Annotated in this window: 26 protein-coding genes; 2 read left to right on the top strand and 24 right to left on the bottom strand. The window is 45.4% G+C overall.

What is annotated here, in order from left to right:
- Positions 1–85: 85 nt before the first annotated feature.
- The 10 genes from KNO70_RS05070 to KNO70_RS05025 are packed head-to-tail and all read right to left on the bottom strand — an operon-like array spanning position 86 to position 4,774.
- Positions 86–424, bottom strand: coding sequence for a hypothetical protein (locus KNO70_RS05070; protein WP_078147115.1), 339 nt, complete (start codon positions 422–424; stop codon positions 86–88).
- Positions 421–909 carry a shikimate kinase gene (locus KNO70_RS05065; protein ID WP_214686943.1) on the bottom strand — a complete coding sequence of 163 codons (489 nt, stop codon included), beginning with the start codon at positions 907–909 and terminating at the stop codon, positions 421–423. Before KNO70_RS05065 ends, KNO70_RS05070 begins: the two co-directional genes overlap by 4 nt.
- Entirely contained in the window at positions 902–1,201 is a 300-nt protein-coding gene (locus tag KNO70_RS05060; protein WP_041917913.1) for a hypothetical protein, read from the bottom strand. Before KNO70_RS05060 ends, KNO70_RS05065 begins: the two co-directional genes overlap by 8 nt.
- The gene (locus KNO70_RS05055; RefSeq protein WP_078147117.1) at positions 1,165–1,689 is read right to left on the bottom strand and encodes a prepilin-type N-terminal cleavage/methylation domain-containing protein; all 525 of its coding nucleotides are present in this window, start codon (positions 1,687–1,689) and stop codon (positions 1,165–1,167) included. The genes KNO70_RS05060 and KNO70_RS05055 overlap by 37 nt, the downstream gene beginning before the upstream one ends.
- Complete coding sequence (locus KNO70_RS05050) at positions 1,595–1,831, bottom strand: hypothetical protein (RefSeq protein WP_047795193.1); 237 nt, start codon at positions 1,829–1,831, stop codon at positions 1,595–1,597. The genes KNO70_RS05055 and KNO70_RS05050 overlap by 95 nt, the downstream gene beginning before the upstream one ends.
- On the bottom strand, positions 1,818–2,225 hold the full coding sequence (locus KNO70_RS05045; RefSeq protein WP_235439563.1) for a prepilin-type cleavage/methylation domain-containing protein: 408 nt from the start codon (positions 2,223–2,225) through the stop codon (positions 1,818–1,820). The genes KNO70_RS05050 and KNO70_RS05045 overlap by 14 nt, the downstream gene beginning before the upstream one ends.
- A gap of 20 nt (positions 2,226–2,245) precedes the next feature.
- Positions 2,246–2,548 carry a prepilin-type N-terminal cleavage/methylation domain-containing protein gene (locus KNO70_RS05040; protein ID WP_031423311.1) on the bottom strand — a complete coding sequence of 101 codons (303 nt, stop codon included), beginning with the start codon at positions 2,546–2,548 and terminating at the stop codon, positions 2,246–2,248.
- Positions 2,549–2,563: 15 nt separating this feature from the next.
- A complete protein-coding gene (locus KNO70_RS05035; protein WP_214686945.1) occupies positions 2,564–3,541 on the bottom strand; it encodes a type II secretion system F family protein in 978 nt (325 codons plus the stop codon).
- Positions 3,523–4,329, bottom strand: coding sequence for an ATPase, T2SS/T4P/T4SS family (locus KNO70_RS05030; RefSeq protein WP_214684030.1), 807 nt, complete (start codon positions 4,327–4,329; stop codon positions 3,523–3,525). The genes KNO70_RS05035 and KNO70_RS05030 overlap by 19 nt, the downstream gene beginning before the upstream one ends.
- A gap of 58 nt (positions 4,330–4,387) precedes the next feature.
- Positions 4,388–4,774 carry a Spx/MgsR family RNA polymerase-binding regulatory protein gene (locus tag KNO70_RS05025; protein ID WP_012726596.1) on the bottom strand — a complete coding sequence of 129 codons (387 nt, stop codon included), beginning with the start codon at positions 4,772–4,774 and terminating at the stop codon, positions 4,388–4,390.
- A 249-nt stretch (positions 4,775–5,023) separates the two neighbouring features.
- On the opposite strand from KNO70_RS05025, the gene KNO70_RS05020 reads away from it, so the two are divergent.
- Positions 5,024–5,287, top strand: a complete 264-nt coding sequence (locus KNO70_RS05020) for a DUF2626 domain-containing protein (RefSeq protein WP_012726597.1) — start codon at positions 5,024–5,026, stop codon at positions 5,285–5,287.
- Between the two features lie 32 nt (positions 5,288–5,319).
- Here the strand turns inward: KNO70_RS05020 and KNO70_RS05015 are convergent, their stop codons facing one another.
- Positions 5,320–5,937, bottom strand: coding sequence for an MBL fold metallo-hydrolase (locus KNO70_RS05015; protein WP_214686947.1), 618 nt, complete (start codon positions 5,935–5,937; stop codon positions 5,320–5,322).
- Positions 5,938–6,094: 157 nt separating this feature from the next.
- Between KNO70_RS05015 and KNO70_RS05010 the strand changes: the two genes are divergently transcribed.
- Positions 6,095–6,274 (top strand): DUF2759 domain-containing protein, encoded by a 180-nt coding sequence (locus tag KNO70_RS05010; RefSeq protein WP_012726599.1) that lies wholly within the window; start codon positions 6,095–6,097, stop codon positions 6,272–6,274.
- A 117-nt stretch (positions 6,275–6,391) separates the two neighbouring features.
- Here KNO70_RS05010 and KNO70_RS05005 read toward each other — a convergent pair whose 3' ends face one another.
- The 13 genes from KNO70_RS05005 to pstB all read right to left on the bottom strand — a co-directional run bounded on the left by KNO70_RS05005 (position 6,392) and on the right by pstB (position 19,246).
- On the bottom strand, positions 6,392–8,308 hold the full coding sequence (locus KNO70_RS05005; RefSeq protein WP_214757427.1) for an LTA synthase family protein: 1,917 nt from the start codon (positions 8,306–8,308) through the stop codon (positions 6,392–6,394).
- A 225-nt stretch (positions 8,309–8,533) separates the two neighbouring features.
- On the bottom strand, positions 8,534–9,496 hold the full coding sequence (locus KNO70_RS05000) for an ROK family glucokinase (RefSeq protein ID WP_214811358.1): 963 nt from the start codon (positions 9,494–9,496) through the stop codon (positions 8,534–8,536).
- A 93-nt stretch (positions 9,497–9,589) separates the two neighbouring features.
- Entirely contained in the window at positions 9,590–9,784 is a 195-nt protein-coding gene (locus KNO70_RS04995) for a YqgQ family protein (protein ID WP_012726602.1), read from the bottom strand.
- A complete protein-coding gene (locus KNO70_RS04990; protein WP_214757429.1) occupies positions 9,781–10,803 on the bottom strand; it encodes a M42 family metallopeptidase in 1,023 nt (340 codons plus the stop codon). The genes KNO70_RS04995 and KNO70_RS04990 overlap by 4 nt, the downstream gene beginning before the upstream one ends.
- Before the next feature lie 12 nt (positions 10,804–10,815).
- Positions 10,816–11,868 carry a rhomboid family intramembrane serine protease gene (locus KNO70_RS04985; RefSeq protein ID WP_078147124.1) on the bottom strand — a complete coding sequence of 351 codons (1,053 nt, stop codon included), beginning with the start codon at positions 11,866–11,868 and terminating at the stop codon, positions 10,816–10,818.
- A gap of 123 nt (positions 11,869–11,991) precedes the next feature.
- Positions 11,992–12,948: an L-lactate dehydrogenase gene (locus KNO70_RS04980; protein WP_012726605.1), complete on the bottom strand. Its 957-nt coding sequence runs from the start codon at positions 12,946–12,948 to the stop codon at positions 11,992–11,994.
- A 169-nt stretch (positions 12,949–13,117) separates the two neighbouring features.
- On the bottom strand, positions 13,118–13,888 hold the full coding sequence (locus KNO70_RS04975) for a DUF92 domain-containing protein (protein WP_214811344.1): 771 nt from the start codon (positions 13,886–13,888) through the stop codon (positions 13,118–13,120).
- Positions 13,867–14,421, bottom strand: coding sequence for a 5-formyltetrahydrofolate cyclo-ligase (locus KNO70_RS04970; RefSeq protein WP_159562476.1), 555 nt, complete (start codon positions 14,419–14,421; stop codon positions 13,867–13,869). Before KNO70_RS04970 ends, KNO70_RS04975 begins: the two co-directional genes overlap by 22 nt.
- A 54-nt stretch (positions 14,422–14,475) precedes the next feature.
- Positions 14,476–14,640 (bottom strand): 50S ribosomal protein L33, encoded by a 165-nt coding sequence (gene rpmG / locus KNO70_RS04965; protein WP_255313299.1) that lies wholly within the window; start codon positions 14,638–14,640, stop codon positions 14,476–14,478.
- A gap of 84 nt (positions 14,641–14,724) precedes the next feature.
- Entirely contained in the window at positions 14,725–16,926 is a 2,202-nt protein-coding gene (locus tag KNO70_RS04960) for a 1,4-alpha-glucan branching protein domain-containing protein (protein ID WP_214757433.1), read from the bottom strand.
- A 15-nt stretch (positions 16,927–16,941) separates the two neighbouring features.
- Positions 16,942–17,691: a DUF4912 domain-containing protein gene (locus KNO70_RS04955; RefSeq protein ID WP_078147128.1), complete on the bottom strand. Its 750-nt coding sequence runs from the start codon at positions 17,689–17,691 to the stop codon at positions 16,942–16,944.
- A gap of 114 nt (positions 17,692–17,805) precedes the next feature.
- The gene (gene phoU / locus KNO70_RS04950; RefSeq protein WP_012726611.1) at positions 17,806–18,468 is read right to left on the bottom strand and encodes a phosphate signaling complex protein PhoU; all 663 of its coding nucleotides are present in this window, start codon (positions 18,466–18,468) and stop codon (positions 17,806–17,808) included.
- A 16-nt stretch (positions 18,469–18,484) separates the two neighbouring features.
- The gene (pstB, locus tag KNO70_RS04945; protein ID WP_224862754.1) at positions 18,485–19,246 is read right to left on the bottom strand and encodes a phosphate ABC transporter ATP-binding protein PstB; all 762 of its coding nucleotides are present in this window, start codon (positions 19,244–19,246) and stop codon (positions 18,485–18,487) included.
- Positions 19,247–19,315: the final 69 nt, after the last annotated feature.

Here is a 19,315-nt window from a genome sequence, read left to right as displayed (position 1 = left end):
TTTAACAATTTTTATTCCTTCTGCATAGGTAAAAAAGCGAAAAAGAAAAAGGATGAAAAACGAAAACGTTTTCATCCTCATTATTTCATATTTTCGACTCGGTGGAAACGTCAGAACGTTCAATTCCCGCTGTCCGTTTGATTTCATGAGTTAGCTCGACGGCGGCTTGCTTTAATTCAATCGATTCATTCTTCGCATTGACCCCAAACTCTTTTAATTGAGTAACGGATCGATTGACCGCATCCACGTGCCCTTTGATTTCATTGACCTGTTGACCAATCACATCCGCCCGAATTTTAAAACGTTCCGTCAGACGATTCAAACGACCAAATTCTGGTTTCATTTTGTTTTTGAACAAGAGATAACCATATATCCCAAGTCCGATTAATGAAAATACGATGATGGCAAAATTAATCCAAATCATTCTTTTTCCCCCTTTATACGGATGATTTGCTTGGCGATGTCTTCAGGCGATTGAGATGCATCGATGGATACACTCGCTTTTCGATATAATTGATCACGTCGTTGAAACAACGCATGAACATCCTCCCGTCCTCTTTTAACAAGTGGCCGCGCAGAATCTTTGATTCGTTCCCAACACATGTCGAACGGAAGATTTAAATGGATCATCGTACCACGTTCTCGCATCCAACATATATTTTCAGAGCGTTCCACCACTCCGCCACCGGTCAGGATATAGTCAGCAGTGACTTGTTGCAGTACTTTTGACTCAACATCACGAAACGCAGACTCACCATAGCGGTCAAAATATGTAGCGATCTCCATCCCAGTCATGGACTCAATGACTAAATCAAGATCGATGACCTCCCCATATTCTTTCAGAAACGAGAATAAGGTAGATTTACCTGTACCCATAAACCCCACGATATAAAACGGGTTTTCATTCATAAACAATCACCTCTTTATGCCGTTCACCAGATGTTAGCACGATATTCACTTCAGTACGATTCGGTGCAATCGGACGACACGTCAGAGTTCCCGTTGGTTTATGCAGCGTTAACGGTCGATCACCGCAACGCTCCTTCGCCAATAACAGATGCGATTCGAAGCGAATCGCTAAGATTTCCTCTGACAGTCGCCTCGTCGTTCGTTCCACATCAGTATACCAAAATAACGCGGCCCCGAGTAACCAAACAACGATGGTCAAGGTGATGACGAGAAAGAATCCTGTTTCATGCACATGACGTGCCGCTCTCTTCTGAACGATGAATCGGTCCATGCGATTCGAAAACCCTTTCCGACCGTTTCGACATGATACTGCTCGATTCCTCTTAAAAAGAGTAAGTTTCCTCCTCCATCTCCGACCATGACCAAATTGCCATTTACTTGTTTGATTGTCCATGACCACCGCTCCTCATCCGATTTGACGAAATCACCTCGTAACCGCCCTTCGTCAACACGACAGTTCTCGCTATCCATCAGACGGCGCACAATCAGTTGAGGCGTCGTATGATGATTCCATTTAGGCTGTTCATAAAGATGTTGACCGAGCGTGAGCAATTCAACCAAAAGGAAAAGAAATATGGGAAGGATCAGCAAAACGACCGTCATTTCAATCATCGTAAAGCCCTTTTCATAATGTCGGTAAACAAAATCCTTTCTCACACACTTGCTCACGCCCTGTTGGTTCAGTGGCTTCAAGCAGAACCTCTCCTTGTAATCGTTCATAGATGAAGAGCGTGTCACTCAACCGTTGGATTCGTTCATTCCCTTGCACGACAAAGGATGCCAGTATGAAAATCCATCCCATGATGACCGCAAGACTGACAGTCAGCTCCCATAACGAGAAACCCGATTCATCCACTTTCACGAATAATCACCTCCGGCTCATACGTCCCGATTCGAAATTTGAGCGTCACCGATGTCTTTCCACTGACGAATTTCCATTGTCCCGCATAAGAGGCGGTCGCTTGTGAAAAGGTCAACGTGTTGTACGTCGGAAGATATACGTCCACCCCATCAGGAACATCAACCTCCCTGACGATCTCTCTCCCACACACAATCAGATAAGTTTGTTGTTTGGAAATCCAAATCAATCGCGGCACACAATCTCCCTCTTCTGAAATATAGGGAAATTGCCCAGCTTCTTGAATATTCGCTACCAATGAATCCGTAAAATTGTAGAGCTCCATTCGTTCGAACGGTCTCGTAATCGGTGCACTCATCAATACTAAGAACGACAATACGACAAGTACCCATGTCATTTCGACCAAGGTGTAGCCTTTCATTGTTTTTTTAAGGAGCCATCAGTCGGTGAATACGTATAGGTCGAGGATTGACAGCTATAAACGAGTGGATCTGCAGCCGACGCACGCTTAATCACTTCTAACGTTTCAGGATAGGCTTTATGTTCCGCGTAATGCAAATTGATTTCAGATTCAACGATTCGAACACTACCTTCGCAACTCACTTGGTCAGCACGAGATTTCCCGTCCGACAAAGAAGGGACAAGTAACAAGAGAAGAACGGATATAATGAGTAATACTGCCGCCATCTCAACTAATGTGAACCCACGCTCTTCCTTCATTTCATCTTTCTCCTTTCACAATTGAGCCATAATGAGTTTGACCGGTAAATAGAGTGTGTAAAAAAGAACACCGATCATGACACTGAGGATGCCGTATAAAGACGGTTCAATTTTCTCAATCAAACCCCGACTATGTTGCTCCATCTCTTCGAATACAAGCTCGCGATGAAGAGACATCAATTTGCCAAGTTCTCCACTCATCGATCCCACACCTAATAGACTCACGACCTCATGATCGATAAACGGTTCACACCTCGTCGCCGCTTCAATGCCTTCACCTTCAGACATGCGATAATGAATTCGCTTGGCCATTTCTGCCATTTCTCCCTCCTCCTCGGCTAGCCGACTGATAATCTGCCTGATATTCGTTTCAGTATGTTGGAGCAAGGACAACTCACTTACAAACACATAGGTCATATAGAGTGTTTTCCCACGTCTCCATGCGTAAAAAGGGAGCTCTACTCCTCGACGATGGAATCCATATATGAGAATCGCGATTGCCACGAATATAGAAAACAGTACAGGAAAGAACCAATTCGACAATAGAATCGACCCCACACCGCCATGCGACGAGACATCTACCATCCCCATTAATTTCGGGAAAATGTATAAGGCATAAATCATTCCTAATGCAAGTAGGATGAAGAAGATAATTAACGGATAGCGAATTAGCCTCCGCAGCTCCTGCTTTAACCGTTGTCGCATCTCGAGTACCATCGCCACTTGCGACAATCCATCCATAAATCGTCCGTTGCGGTCCGCCGTATGTAAAATCTCTTGCATCTGCCGATTCGTGATCAAGATGGAAAATACTTCAGACAAACTCACACCCGCTTCTAGACGAATCCTCATCTCTCGAATACAGTCTTTCATTTTTCCCTTCTCATGAAGTTCAAGCGTCTCCATGGTCACTTTCAATGACACACCTCGTGATTGTAGACGAAGAAAACGATGAATCAGTCGGATCGATGGGATTACCGGAACGTCGACCATTCGCAAGTCACCTCCTGATTTCGAGTCAGTACACACCAATGTCTTTCCACGGTCGCCTTACCAAGAAGTTGCATCAGCCGCTTTTCCCCATCCTGAATCGATGCGGTATGAAAGGTTGTAATCGTCAAATGCCCACTGAGCGCTGCATCGTATGCGACCATCAATTCTTCATCGGTCCGCACCTCGCCAATCACGATGATATCCGGGTCGGCACGAAGCGTCTCTTTCAACAAGTGTCGATGGCTGAGTCCAGCCTTAGCATTCACTTCCAGCTGAATGACACCACCGACCATTTGTTCTGGAGGATTTTCAATCGTCACAATCCGCTCATGCTTCAGCTGATTCAACAGGGCATACAGTACCGTCGTCTTGCCTGCTCCGGTAGAACCCCCTATAAAGAAAAGACCATGATGTGATGCCACGACTTTCTGAAATCGTTCCACATCGTGTGATTGTAACAGGTGCTGGAGTTCAAACGTGTCGTGCGGAATGCGCCAAGACATTAACGTCTGGGCGAACGACGGGAGAAAGGTCACCCGGATGACATCTTGATTCAATTCATAGACCCCGGATTGTGGAATGCGTTGATTAGATTCAGGTAGTGAACACCAATATCGCATATGATATGTAAGGCGATCATAAAGCTCTGCATCCATCGATTGAAGCGCAGTAAGCTTACTAGCAGAACGGACTTGAACCTTTACTTGGTTTGCATCGGGTATAAAATGAAGATCACTCGCACCGATTTGACGTGCTGCATCTACTAAATCCTCAATGAGTTCCTTCATCTCGTTCACCTCGATACAAGCATAAAAAAAAGCCCACTATGTTGAAAGTGGACTTGTTTTATGAAACTTGAACCGCTGCAGTGTTGTGGCGACGTGCATATGTTTCGATTGAAACCTTGTCATATCCGACAATCACTTCTTTTCCATCAGTTAAGATTGGACGCTTCAAAAGTTTTGGGTTTTCGCTCATCAGCTTAAGAAGCTCGCTTAATTTCAAATCCTCCACGTCAACATCAAGTTGTTTGAAGGCCTGGCTTCGTGTCGCAAGGAGAGAGTCGACTCCTTCCTCACTGATTGCAAGGAGCTGCAACAATTCGTCAACTGTTGGTGCATCTCTGAAAATGTGACGCTCACTCACTTGAAGTTCTTGTTCTTGTAAAAACGCTTTCGTCTTCCGACAAGAAGTACAGCTTGGATACGTGTAAAACATTAGTTCTGATGCCATTTTTATGTTCCTCCCTCATTCAACTTTCACTTCGCTCATTTTGTATAAGTTGATTATACATCTCTATACCCCGTTTGTACATGTTTTGTGCAACTTTTTTATAAATTTTGTACAACTTTATTTACCGAAATGATTTCACATATTTTTCACGATTATTTTGCTCAATTATCACGTTTCCATAGCATTTTTTCGAATGTGTTGGTAAAATAGTGAATGAGAATGGAATAATGCACGTATGGGGGGATTAACATGGCAAGAATGTTTCGTGTCCTAGGCTTTTGGACTGGACTAGTAGCGGCACTTGCTTTCGTAGGCGCACTAGGCGGCGACCAAAGTAGTAGTGAACATACTGGCGACTTTATCGTTATGGGACTTGTCTTCTTAGCACAAACGATTTTCTTCGTCGCTCTTGGTTACTTAAAACTAACTGAAAAAACGTATGTATATGTCTTCGGCGCGTATTTGACAATTTTCTTCGTTGTCTTTACGTATTGGAGCAACTTCCAAATGTAAAAAAAGATTGTCTCGCCGGAGACAATCTTTTTTTATGTGAAGAACGGATTTGTCCGCTTTTCTTCTTCTAGCGTCGTAATAGGACCGTGCCCCGAGTATAACGTCGTCTCATCGGAAAGGAGCTGCTTCATCCGATCGATGGACCCCATTAATGTCGACTGGTCTCCACCGAACAGGTCTGTCCGTCCGACGGATTGCTTAAAGATCAAGTCACCACAAAAGGCGATTCTTTCATCATCCATATACAATACGACACTCCCTGGGGAATGACCCGGCGTGTGATAGATTCGAAATACGATGTTCCCAATTTCTAATACATCACCTTCGTATGTTTTTTCTGCCGGTTTCATCGATGGTATCGGCAAGTTGAACGCAGAAGCGCCATTCTTTTCTCCATCTGTCAGCCAATCCGCTTCTAAGCGGTGTACATAGACTGGTACCTGGTAACGTTCACGGAGCGCATCGATTCCTCCGATATGATCGAAATGTGCATGAGTCAACAAGATTGCTGAAAGTGTACCGAAACGTTCGATTGTATCGAAGAACCTCGGGTCATCCGTTCCGGGGTCAATGACGACGACAGTGCCGCCTTTTTCAATCACATAGCCGTTCTCTTGTGCCAAGCCAGACGTAATCTTTTTGATTTGCATAGCATTCATCCCCTTCTTATTCAAAACAATATTGTGGCAAAATTGTTTCGATGTCAACCTTTGCTCGACAGCGACTCTATAATCGGATAAAATAATAATGATATTTCAGTGAAATTTTTATGAATTTCATGACGTATAATTAAAGGGGGAACTCGTCATGCATTTGTATGAACCGTTCGGATGGATTTCCGTCATCGTCGCGATTGTGGCTATTTGGGGAATGCTTCGTTCATTCCAAAAACGCCAATTCTTTCCGCTCGTTTTTGCAGGTTTAACTGTACTCGTATTCGGATTCTTTGGTGTCGCCACGTTGATCTACGGTGGAATTCCAGGTTAATGATTCGCATATGCAATCATCAAGCGACTTCGGTCGCTTTTTTTATGCCTTTTTTTACGTTCATTCCCTCTGTTACATAAAACGGACCAAATCACTATGTGACTTGGTCCGTACTCATTATTCTTCAGTTTGTTCTTTGAAACGGAGTAAGTCGGAGTAAATCAAATCATCGTTCATTTGCAAGATTTTTTCCGCTTCTTCCGTCATCGGACCACATAACGACGTATCTTCGACTACTTCACCAGAAGTCGCGTTATAACATGTCGACTGTGTCCAAACATATTCATCCGTCACGACCGTTCCGTCGCGGAAAATCGCGCGGCTGTTTCGATTTTCAGAGAATAAGTCGTTTCCGAATCCAATCGTATCTGACGTGTCGATTCCAAGTAAGTGCAAGATGGTCGGTTTCATGTCGACATGACTACCGATCGTCTCATGCACTTCCCCTTCTTTCTGGTCAGGTAAGTGAATGGCAAACGGAACTTGTTGCAACTTCGCCACGTCGAATGGTGTCAACTCATCTTTGCCGAGTAGCTCGGCCACCGCACTGTTGTGGTTCGTCGAAATTCCGTAATGGTCACCGTAGACGACAAAGATTGTATCTTCCCACATTCCGTTCTCTTTCAACTGGTCGATGAAGAGACCGAGTGCGTAATCTTGATAAGCTAGTGCTTGCGGGAAGTTGTTCAACGTAGTTGAGCTCGTTTCAAATTTTGGTACAAGCTCATAGTCTTCACTTGGCATCGTGTACGGGAAGTGGTTCGTCAATGTGATGAACTTCGCGTAGTACGGTTCAGGCAATTCTTGAAGCATTGGAATAGATTGTTCGAAGAAACTATCGTCTAAGAGACCCCATTCTGTCATGTCTTCAGGATTCCCGAGGTCATAACTCTTTTCATCAAAGAATTGATCGACGCCAATGTTCTTGTACATTTGATCGCGGTTCCAGAACGATTTGTTATTCGCATGGAACACGGCTGAGTAATAATTTTCGTCCTTGACCAACTCAGGGAGCGCTTGATATTCGTTATCGGCGTTCGTAAAGTATACAGCACCACGCGGGAGTCCATATAGTGAGTTATCGAGTGCGAACTCAGCATCAGAAGTCTTCCCTTGACCGACTGTATGGTAGTAGTTCGGCCAGTAGTGAGACTCTTCAATCAGTTTGTTCAAGTTCGGCGTGATGTACTCTCCATTCGGCGCCTTCATGTTGTGAGTAAAATTCTGCGCAGATTCGAATGAAACCACGATGACATTTTTCCCTTTATATTTTCCGAATAAATCCGGATTCGGCGCCGCATAGTTTTGACGGGTGAATTGTTCAATCGTTGCGAGTTCTGATTCATCCGCCATCGCTTTTTGAGCCGATGTTTTCGTTTGGAGCATGGCATCATACACATGGAAGTTAAATGTTCCGATGTTTTTCACCAACAGCTCACGGTCAAATGAACGAGTCAACAATTCAGGTCGTTCCGTTTCTGCTAGCGAAAGGTTGAACAAGAAGACAGAGACCGCTACGACGAATGTGACGAGCGCACGTCGATGTGAAGCTGCATTCTCTTTCATGTTCATTCGCCATAAGATAAACGGAAGGATAAACACGTCACCAAGTATGATTAAATCTTTCCATTCAAGAAGCGAAGTGAATGATGTCGATAACGTTTCCATGTTCGATGGTTGCATGATGACAGGCATTGTCAAATAGTCCGTGAATTCCCGATAATACACGGCGTCCGCAAACAAGATAAACGATGCAATCGCATAGAGCGTGTAGAGCACCCATTTTTGTTTATTACCTTTAAAGAAGAAATGGAAGGCAAACAAGAATAATGTCGAACTGATTGGGCTAATCAGTAAGATAAAAGCTTGTGCGGTGTTTTCAATCGGAATGTTGAAGAAAAATTGATAGACGATATACGTCTTCGTCCAAAGCAATAACGTAAAAATCCAAAATAGACGATATTCTTGAAACGAAGCGCGGACCGTGTCGTTCAGTCTCGTCGATAGCTTCGAAAAGCGTTGAGATGAATTCATCTGACGGTCTCCTCCTCTTTTCAGTTTTCGGCATGTTTTAGTTGCCATTCTTTATTTATATTTGTTCATTCATTGTACAATTCGGATTGAATAGTACACGTCCAGTATCAAGTCCAAATCTTACCCCTTTTTTAATAAAAAATCAACTGTGACGTTACAAATTTTACAATATCCCATACCCTTTCCCACAAAAAAACACGCCTGCAATGTGCAGACGCGTCCGTTTCATACTCGTGTCGGAAGGAAGTGTTTCCGTGCCAGCCAAGCACATCCAATCACACCGGCATCGTTTTCGAGTTCAGCGATTTTGAATGTTGTCGACTCGTATACCCGCTCGAGCGCAAACCGTTTGAACTGTGCATCAATCGGCTCCAATAATGCGTCGCCAGCTTTTGAGACGCCTCCACCGATGACAATCATTTTCGGATTGAGCGTGTTCGCGATGTTTGAGATGGTCAAGCCGAGGTATTCCGTCATCTCGTCAATGACTTCTGTCGCGATCGAGTCACCAGCCTTATATGCTTCAAACACGTCACGTGCAGTCACTTCTTTTAACTCGTTTAATGAAGTATGTTGATTCTTACGCTTCTGTAACGCCAGACGCGAGATGCCGGTCGCTGAAGCAATCGTCTCGATACACCCGAGGCGACCACAACCACACTTCACAGCCTTCGTTTCGTCTCGTTCCACGGTAATATGCCCGATTTCTCCGGCCATTCCTGCCGTCCCATGAACGATATTCCCGTTCGTGATCACGCCACCACCGACACCTGTACCGAGCGTGATCGCCAATAATTCTGACGCCCCTTCGCCGGCACCTTTCCACATCTCACCAAGGGCCGCGGCGTTCGCATCATTTTCGAGCACGGCCGGAAGACCGACTGCTTTTTCGAACTCACTCACGAGTGCAAAATCTTTCCACCCGATGTTCGGAGAATATTCGACAACTCCTTCTGAGAAGTCGACGAATCCTGGTGCCCCGATTCCTGCACCCGCAAAATCTTCTTTCTTCTTACCTGATGTTTGTAAGTATGTTTCAAAAGAAGCTGCGATGTCTTTTGGAATATGTACACCATTCTCTCGAATATCCGTTTTGACTTCCCACTTATCCGAAATGATGCCGTTCATGTCTAAAACGGCCATCTTCACCGTCGTACCACCGATGTCGATACCTAATAACCATTTCATACCGTTCACTCCTCATCTCAACTAAATCGCTTTCATTGAATAGTGTACACTATTATCCCCTTAGTGCAACCCTTTGCACTAAGGGGATTTCTGTCAATCTGTTGAATTTTTTAATTCGTGGGTCAAAATGATTTTGGCCGTATCGTACACACGTTGTTCGATGATGCCCCCTTCATACAATTCGTCGAGTTCCATCATCATGAGTGAGATTTCAGCATCCCGTTCTCCGATGTAAATAATGGTACCGAACGATTTTAAAAACTGTTGGACATCATAAAAGTTTTTCATGCTTCTTCCTCCATCGTCGATTGTACATAACGATTTAACAATTCTCGCGTTGCTTCCAGTGATGACAGATGCGTTCGCTCATAACTATGGCTCGATTCGATTCCTGGCCCAATCAAGGCATGTCGCACATCATACCCTGCTCGAATCGCCGCTGACGCATCTGACCCATAGTACGGATAAATATCTACCTTATACGCGATCTCATGAGCTTTACATAACGCCGTGAACTTCCGTCGTAACCCGATATCATACGGTCCAGATGAATCCTTGGCACAAATCGAGACTGTATACTCATCGGAATGCTGTCCATCCCCGAGCGCACCCATATCAACGGCAATGTATTCCACGACGTCTTCCGGAATACCCGCGTTCCCTCCAAATCCGACCTCTTCATAATTCGAGATCAAGAAGTGAACGGTATGCGGTAAGTCATAACGGATTAAGTCTTTCGCAAGGTCCAATAGAATGGCGACCGATGCCTTATCATCCAAGTGGCGTGATTTCACGTATCCTGAAGAGGTCACTTGAAAGCGAGGGTCGAATGAAACGAAGTCCCCGATCTCAATCCCAAGCGCCGTCACATCTTCACGAGAATGCACTTTTTCATCCAATCGGACTTCGATGTTTGATGCAGATCGCTCGGCAGAGTTCGTGTCCTTATAGACGTGAACACTTGACTGATGGATCAAGATCGTTCCTTCAATCGCCTCTCCTTCTTCACGGTGGACGAGGCAGTTCTCTCCCTCAATCGCCGTCCATGCGTATCCTCCCACTTGAGTCAAACGAAGACGCCCGCTCGGCAAGATGTCTTTGACCATCGCACCGAGTGTGTCCACGTGTGCCGTCAACAGACGCGCCTTGCCAGAACGACCTGAAAATGTGGCCAGCAGTGCCCCTTTATGTAGACGTGACGTCTTGACACCCAGTGCATTCAATTCTTGCTCCGCGAAGCGGATGGCCTCTTCCGTCATCCCGGAAGGACTCGGGATGTTAACGAGTGTTTTTAATGTTTCAATCATTGAATTCTCCCCTTACCAAAATCCGTACCCGACGAATAGTCCAAACATCGAGATGGTGAGTACGGAAAATAAGATTCGTTGTATACGGTTCTTCTCATCCGGTAGCCCGACGACCCCCGAGACGACAAAACCACCAATCAGACCTCCCGCATGCGCGAAATGGTCAAGACCTGCACCTAATACAAACGCAAGTCCTACGTTTAATCCTAACATAATAAAGAGCGGAGGTCCGAGCGTCTTCATGAAGAGAGAACGATCCCGCAACCCAAAGTACAAGAGCGCACCGACCAATCCAAATAGCGCCCCTGAAGCGCCTGCTGATATCGATTCGCTGAATGCAAACGATGCGGATGTCGCTAATATTCCACTGAGCAGGTAGATGATTAAAAATCGTATGGAGCCGTACATCCGTTCGACGAGCGGACCGAGCGACCAGAGTGCAAACATATTAATTGCAAAGTGGAACCAACCGATATGCAGGAACATCGGTGTAATCAAACGCCACCATTCCCCTTGTTCAATCAACGGGTTCACTTTGGCCCCGAATGCGACCAACGTGTTTGGATCAAGCGTCGAACCGACCGATTCGGCTAACCACATAACTAAAAAGGTGACGAACAGTAGCCCATACACCACTTGTGGTTTTCCGAAGGAAAAACGTTTCTTCAGATCCGCTTTCTTTTTCCGGTCGAGGGAGACCGCTAGCAGTCGGAACCGGTCTTCTTCCATAGTCGGTGTGCAAATCGAACGGGACAATGTCACTTTCGCAGGGATTTGAAACGTCAACGAGTCTACACGCTCTTCATCCACGAGACGCTCACCATAAACATGAATGGTCAATCGTTTCCGCCCGATGCGAGATAAGCGAAATGCGTTCAAAATCGCGTGTATATCCATCCCAACGTGATTCGCCCATGCTTTTTCAGTCTGAATGAACAAATCATACCGATCACCTGCTTTCGTATCGAATAAGATGACCGCACGGGAGGGTTCGAGTATGCCTTCAATTCGCCCACCGTTTTCGACCTTTCGATAAATATCTTCCCAAAAACAAGTTGTCGCCAACGAAACCCCTCCTCTCTCTCAATTCTATTGTAAATCACGACACGACCCACGACCAAACGATGATTCGTTCTATATGTATAAAAACCCGTAACCAAATGGCTACGGGTTTCCAAAGGATGGAGATTACAAGACAGGTTCCATCGTTTTCATGAGTACGTTCGCAGAATGTTGCATTTTCTCATGCTCTTCTTGTGACAACTCAATCTCAACGACTTCACGAACGCCTTGACGGTTGATAATCGCTGGTACACCGATATGGATATCGTGCAATCCATACTCACCATCAAGATGGGCACCGACTGTCAACAACGTGTTCTCGTTACGAAGAACAGCCTTGACCAACCGAAGGAGACCGAGTCCAATCGCATAGTACGTCGCACCTTTACGTTCAATGATATGATATGCTGCGTCACGAACGTTGACATAGATGTCTTCAAGGTCTTCCCAGCTGTACTCATCATGCTCTTCAAGTAGTTGCTCGACCGATTTTCCATATATACGAGCGTTGCTCCAGGCAGCAAACTCCGTATCACCATGCTCACCCATAATGTAGGCGTGACAGTTACGCGGGTCGACGTTGAAATAGTCTCCGAGCATGTAACGCAAGCGAGACGTATCAAGCACTGTTCCTGAACCGAAGACACGATGTTTCGGAAGACCAGAATATTTCCATGCGAGATGTGTCATGATGTCGACCGGGTTTGAAGCAATAATGATAATTCCGTCAAAACCAGAGTCCATGATGTCTGAAATCATAGATTTCATAATCTTCGCATTTTTTTCAACGAGATCAAGACGTGTTTCACCTGGACGCTGTGGTGCGCCAGCAGTGATGACCACGATATCAGCGACGCCACAATCCGAGTAATCCCCTGCCCAGACGCGCATCGGTGATGAAGCGAATGAAACCCCATGGTTCAAGTCCATCGCTTCTCCTTCTGCCTTCGCTTTATTGATATCGATGATGACAAGTTCTTCACATAGACTAGCTGTCGTCAATTGGTAAGCGAAACTCGCACCTACTGCCCCTGCCCCTACAAGTGCGACTCGTGTTACTTTAGCATGATTTAATGTTTCCATAATGATTCTCCACCCTTCGAACAATCTGTTTCATGTTTTTGTTATCTCTGTTACAAATAGATTGTAACATCATTCACAAACTCAAACTACAGCGGAAACCGTTTTCACTTTGGCGATATTGTGACAATATTCACATTTATTTGGAACACCTTCATTTTCTGTACTACCCTCATCCAAACACTAAAAAACAAATCAACGTTGCTCCACATACTGAAAGAAAATTAACCGCATCGTTTCCGAGAAAACGCCATCCTGACACGTAAGTCGTCGGCACATCGTGATGTATTTTTTGCTCCGTCAATTTTCCGCAGACTGTACAACGAAACGTTCGTTGGAATGTCGCGCCGAGAAGCGTGTCAATGATGCTACCAGTTAATCCAATCACCCATAATAAAAGGAGATGCGTGACCTTTAAGTCGATGAACACAAGAGAGGATACGACAATCAACAGTGCACCGAACATCGACATGACGGTACCGAACGTCGAGACGGCGCCACTCGTTCCCGGTTCGACTCGCTTAAAGGTAAACATGAACCGAGGTTTCAGTTTCGATAGGACACCGAATTCAGATCCCCACGTATCGCTCGTCGCCGCCGCGATGGAAACGACATACATATAGAGGTAGACCGGGTCATTCGTCAATTGATAACCGAGTGCACATAAAATCCCTACCCCACCGTTAGCTAACACTTGCATGGCATCGCGAGCCCCCGTCTTCTCGACGATCTCATCGACCCCTTTTTTATCGTGAGAGCGATATTTCGAAGCGAGAGAAGAAGTCGAAAAAAACACGCCAAGCAAGTATAGACCGAACCATCCGAAGGAGAATCCAATCACCGTACCGGTCACGACTGTCAACAGCGCCCCAGAGCGAGTCAACGACCGTAACCGATAACCGAGATAGGCGACGAAACTAGTTACAGCGAATATGGCGAACACTGAATCATCTCCTTCTCTGTCACGATCCATTGAACGGGTAGGTCGTGCGGCTCAGTTGGTACTTGATCGACAATCTGAACGGTATATGCCAAAGCAAGTGTTCTACCTTTATAGGTTTTTAAATAGCGATCATAATAGCCCCCACCCCAACCGATACGATAACCGGTTCGATCGAAAACACGCCCCGGAACAAGACAAAGGTCGATCACTTGCGTCGTCGCTGGAGTGGTCGGCTCTAAAATATTCATGACTCCCTCTTCCAAATCATCAAATGAATGAATGATGTGAAACGTAAGTCCCCGCTCCGTTACTTTCGGGACGCAGACCGTTTTTCCTTCTTTAAAGGCCATATGAATAATCGGGGACGTATCAATTTCTAGCGGGAGTGACAACGTTAGCGCGATTGTTTGACTTTCAATCCATAAGTCCGAGGCAAATAATGATTGGTGAATGACTTCGTCCGCATGATGTCGATCCGCCATTTGTTTGATGTATTGATGAATCGTGCGCCGCAGCGCTGTTTTCTCTTCCACAACGTATTCCTCCTTACAAAAAAAGCCGCCACATATGTGACGGCCGGTCCCTCATTACTTCACTTCGCGGTAAAGCGTGTGACGACGGAGACGTGGGTTGTATTTGCGCAACTCGAGGCGCTCAGGGTTGTTACGTTTGTTTTTCTTCGTGATGTACGTGCGATCGCCTGTTTCTGTGCAAGCTAATGTAATTTTAACGCGCATTTCTTTCACTCCCATCTTAATGATGTTGTATCAAGTGCTTTTGCTTTACAGTCTAAGCATACTCAATTATCCTACCAAGTTTCTTATGAAAAAGCAAGGTTATTTCACGTTCTTTTTCATTGATTCCTGTCCATATGGAGAAGTCTCTATAGGTAGGCATGTGTTGACGTTCTCGCTCACCTTATACCATTGTTTTAGGTCGTGAATCGAGATCTCTTCCCCGACATATACGCGTTCTGATGCAGGAAACACGCTGTTTTCGATTCGATGGATTGCATCGAATAAACCACCGTGACCATGCGGATTGCGAGTCGCTTCAAAGGACAACATAGTTGAGTATAACGGAAGCGCAAGGGATTGCGCAAGTTCTCTTGCAGCAGGAATCGTCATCCAATCGAAGTGGTGAACCACTTTGAAGGAAACACGTTTCGAAAGTTCATGAACCAGTTTTACATAGGCGATATTTTGTGTTGCCACCTGGTTCATGACATGCTCTAAAAATGGACTAGTTGGACGAACACGATACACATGTATGTTTCCTTGTCGCTCATACTCAGGCAACTCGTCATGATATGGCGTTAATACATAGACGACTTCGCCATCGTCCGCTCTCGCCTCGATTTCGTCGACGACCCGTCTTCCGAGTCCTCCAACGATATGACCGTGATATTCAGGCGTGAGCACCAAAATGGCTGGTTTTTCTTCTTCCCGCTCGGTTGTCACATAGTAATCGTGAGGAGATAGGAACGAATCGATATCGATGTCTTCATCCTGAAGAAATGGATATGCAGCGTAATGATCATGTAGCAACTGTTCGGATACTCCATCCTGATAGAGTGTCGTTTCCAGTTCTGCAAAGAGTCGTGTGTGTTCACGGAACCGTTCGGCGGCATACTGTGCCGTCGTTTGCCCATCCAAGATGAACGCCCAGTCACTCGACACAGCCAATACGTAATGACGGATTAATTGTTTCAAGGCGCGATTCGTCGCTTCCGATTGATTACGATAGTCCGCCACATCTTTTACGAGTTGCATCTCCATCATGTGCAAATGACGAAGCATCCACTCATTTCTTTCGTTAATCCAAACTTCACCATAACCTTTACGTCCCCATGTATTCATCGACACGTGGACCGTCTGTAAATCTTTAAAGTGACGTTCAAGGAAGAGCGCTGGCGTGATGGTTTCAATTCCAAATTCAGCAAGTCTCTCTGCTACTTTCCCAAGAAACTCTGGCCCCTCAAACCACCAGTGACCGAACAACTCCGCATCGAACGGAGCCGTGACTAAAAATGGTGGGAATGTCTGAGCACCGTGCGCTTCAAGATGTGATTCTAACGTTTTGGCAAAATCGGTCGCATGGTTTTCAATTTGATGTTCCGCCCATTCGCGCACGTAGAAATCCTTTTGATCCGTATCACCCGTAATCCGGTGCATTTTTAAACCCGTATCAAAACGAATTCCTTCCGGATGCATGAAGGACTGGATATAGTCCCAGTCCCGATCGTATGCCAAATCGCGGTAAAACTCACGATAATCCGGATGGCCTGGATATCCGATCATCGAACTCCAAATTTTACCTGAGATGATTTGATCCCGCGGGAACAACGCGACGCCATGTGGTGAATAAACAGGGGCTCCAATTCCTTTCTCTGGCGTCGGATCTGCGTCGAGAAGAGCATGTTCATCGACAAATGTGTAGCGAATTCCTTCTTCATAAAGAATCCGATCAACTCCTGGTGTATAAGCACATTCTGGTAACCAGATGCCTGTTGGACGGAACCCATAATGACGTTCGAAACAGTTCAAACCTGTGCGAATCTCAGCACGCGCCGCCTGTTCCGTGAAGAGATGTGGATTAAAGCCATGGGTTGCCGTACATGTCACCATGTCAATATAACCTGCCTCACGATATGTACGGAACGCCTCATTCAAATTTTTATTCCAATGGAGGAACGTATTTTTTAAATCGTGGTATCGTTGACGATAAAAATGTAACGTCGCTGTTTCTTCGTCTGTTCGGTCCTCAGACAATTCGAGGGCAATCAATTCGAGCATATCGTCTAAGTGCTCCACATAGCGATCCTGAATGAGAGGATCGGCAAGCATTTCAACGACAGGTGGGGAAATACTAACCGTCCAATGCAAGGGACGCTTCAAGCGATCGACTTGCCATAGAATCGGAAGATATGTCTCAGAGATGGCCTCGTAAACCCATCTTTCTTCTAAACGGTGTTTCTCTTCATGCCTAACGTACGGTAAATGAGCATGAAGGACGAGTGAAAAGTACCCAGGTTTCATAATAAAAAGTCCTCCTTAACGCACGAGTCGGTATGCTGCATATTTTGGTAACGTATCAAGTAGTTCTGGAGAATCAACTTCCCCGTATTGCCAACGTCGGACCGGTTCTGCGAATCGTCCGACTCCAACTGGTTCTGCCCGCGGCGTATCAAGCGGATTTGATGCGACGATTGGGAGAAACTCCCCTTCCATCGTCCGAATCCCAAATTCAAACACATATGTCGTATTCGGGTCGAGAGGGCGAACGAACCAGCTGTTCGTCATTTCAGGAAGATCGAATGTATAGGAGCGGTTTGCGTGACCGCTATTGTAATCAAGTAACGTAACATCAAGGATGCGAAACGCCTTCGGCAATTCTTCCCAGCGTCGCATAAATTGAAGCACTAACGTTTCTTTCACGAGATCAGATACTTCCCAGCATACATACACTGCGTTTGGAGACTGTACGACCGCATGCATAAAGTCCACGTTGTACCGATCGGGTAGCTTCCAGTATCCTTCCGGACCCTTTTCAAGAAGTGGAGAAGTCGACACGTTGGCCGTCTCTTTCGCTGATGCCACTTGTTTGCGTGAGGGCGTCACCGACGTCTTTGCTTTCTTCGTTTCACGCTTTTTTTTCACAGGGGCAACCGCCTCCACTTCCTGTTGCTGATTTCTCCATTTACGCCATGCGTATTGGACTTTGCCAATCGGGACGTCTAATTCTGCCGCAATCTGTTTTAACGTAAGACCTTGTTGTTTCAAGGATACGATTTTCTCTTCCATCTCTATATGGCTCCCTTCATGTAAAATCCATGTAGACTATTATTCGCTCCTTGAGTTTGTATTCCTGCCCAAAAAAATAAAGAACAACAGCACTGTTGTTCTTTACCACTAATCTTATTGATTCAAATCATAATGTTTCCCTTTTTCGAGGAAAATTAAATGTTCTCCGAAGTTCGTCACATGATCGCCCATCCGTTCGAGGTATCGAGCAATGTTCGAGAATTCGTATACATCGTTCGTCCCAACCGTCATGGCCGGAAGAGAACCGATATATTGTTTAATCACCGTTAGATTGATGTCATCAATCACGCGGTCCATCTCATTGAGTTCACGAACACGGCTCACTTCACCTTTACGATAGGCACGTGTCGCCAGTTCAAGCATGTCAATCAACTGCTCGGCCATCTTCTTGAGCGGTTGGATGTCAAGCACATAAGGAACGTGCTCGATTCGTGTCACTGCTTTTGCGATGTTTGTCGCATAGTCCGCAATGCGTTCAAGATCTGTCGCTGATTTCATCGTCACAATCAGACGTCGTAAGTCAGTCGCGACTGGTTGCTGTTTTGCAATCAATAGGATCGCTTCGTCATTGATTGTCAACTCCAACTCGTCTAACTCGTTATCGTTATCAATCACGGTTTTAGCCAATTCGAGATCATGTTTTTCCAACACTTCGATTGCCGTCGCCGTTTGGCGCATCGTCAAGTTTGCCAATCGTACAACTTTATCTTCTAATTCAGTCAATTTCGTATCAAAAAATGTGCGGTTTTGTGCCATCAATCCAGTCTCCTCCTTAACCGAAACGGCCAGAAATATAGTCTTCCGTCCGTTTGTCAGATGGATTCGAGAAAATCTTATCTGTTACATCGAACTCGACAACTTCTCCATTTAAGAAGAATGCCGTTTTATCCGAAACACGGGCAGCTTGTTGCATGTTATGTGTCACGATGATGATTGAATATTGTTCTTTCAACTCTTGTACCAATTCTTCCACTTTCAATGTAGAAATCGGATCAAGGGCAGACGTCGGCTCGTCCATTAAGATGACATCCGGTTCAATCGCTAACGTACGCGCGATACAGAGACGTTGTTGTTGTCCACCTGAAAGTCCGTACGCATTCTCATTCAATCGATCTTTTACTTCATCCCAGATTGCCGCACCACGTAATGAACGCTCGACAATTTCATCGAGTACTTTCTTATTTTTGATTCCGTGCGTCCGCGGTCCGTATGCCACGTTGTCATAGACCGATTTTGGGAACGGGTTCGGTTGTTGGAATACCATCCCGACCGATGTACGCAAGTCTTCTACTTTATATCCACGGTCGAAGATGTTACGACCATGATACAAGATTTCACCGTTCGTCCGAACCGATGGAACGAGTTCGACCATACGGTTTAGAGTCTTAATGAACGTCGATTTACCGCACCCAGATGGTCCAATGATTGCCGTGACTTCATTCTTTTTAATATCGAGGTTGACGTCAATCAAAGCCTGGTCTTCTCCATACCACAAGTTCAAATTGTTGACGACATAGGCGCTATCTTTTTTCATCTCAGTCGTTGTCTGTTCTGTCGTAGTTGTATTCACGTTTTGATCTCCTTTGTTGAGCTCTTGTTGTTT

The sequence above is a fragment of the Exiguobacterium sp. s181 genome, from assembly GCF_018617125.1.
Classification (GTDB): Bacteria; Bacillota; Bacilli; order Exiguobacteriales; family Exiguobacteriaceae; genus Exiguobacterium; species Exiguobacterium profundum.
This window is presented reverse-complemented; position numbering and strand designations above follow the sequence as displayed.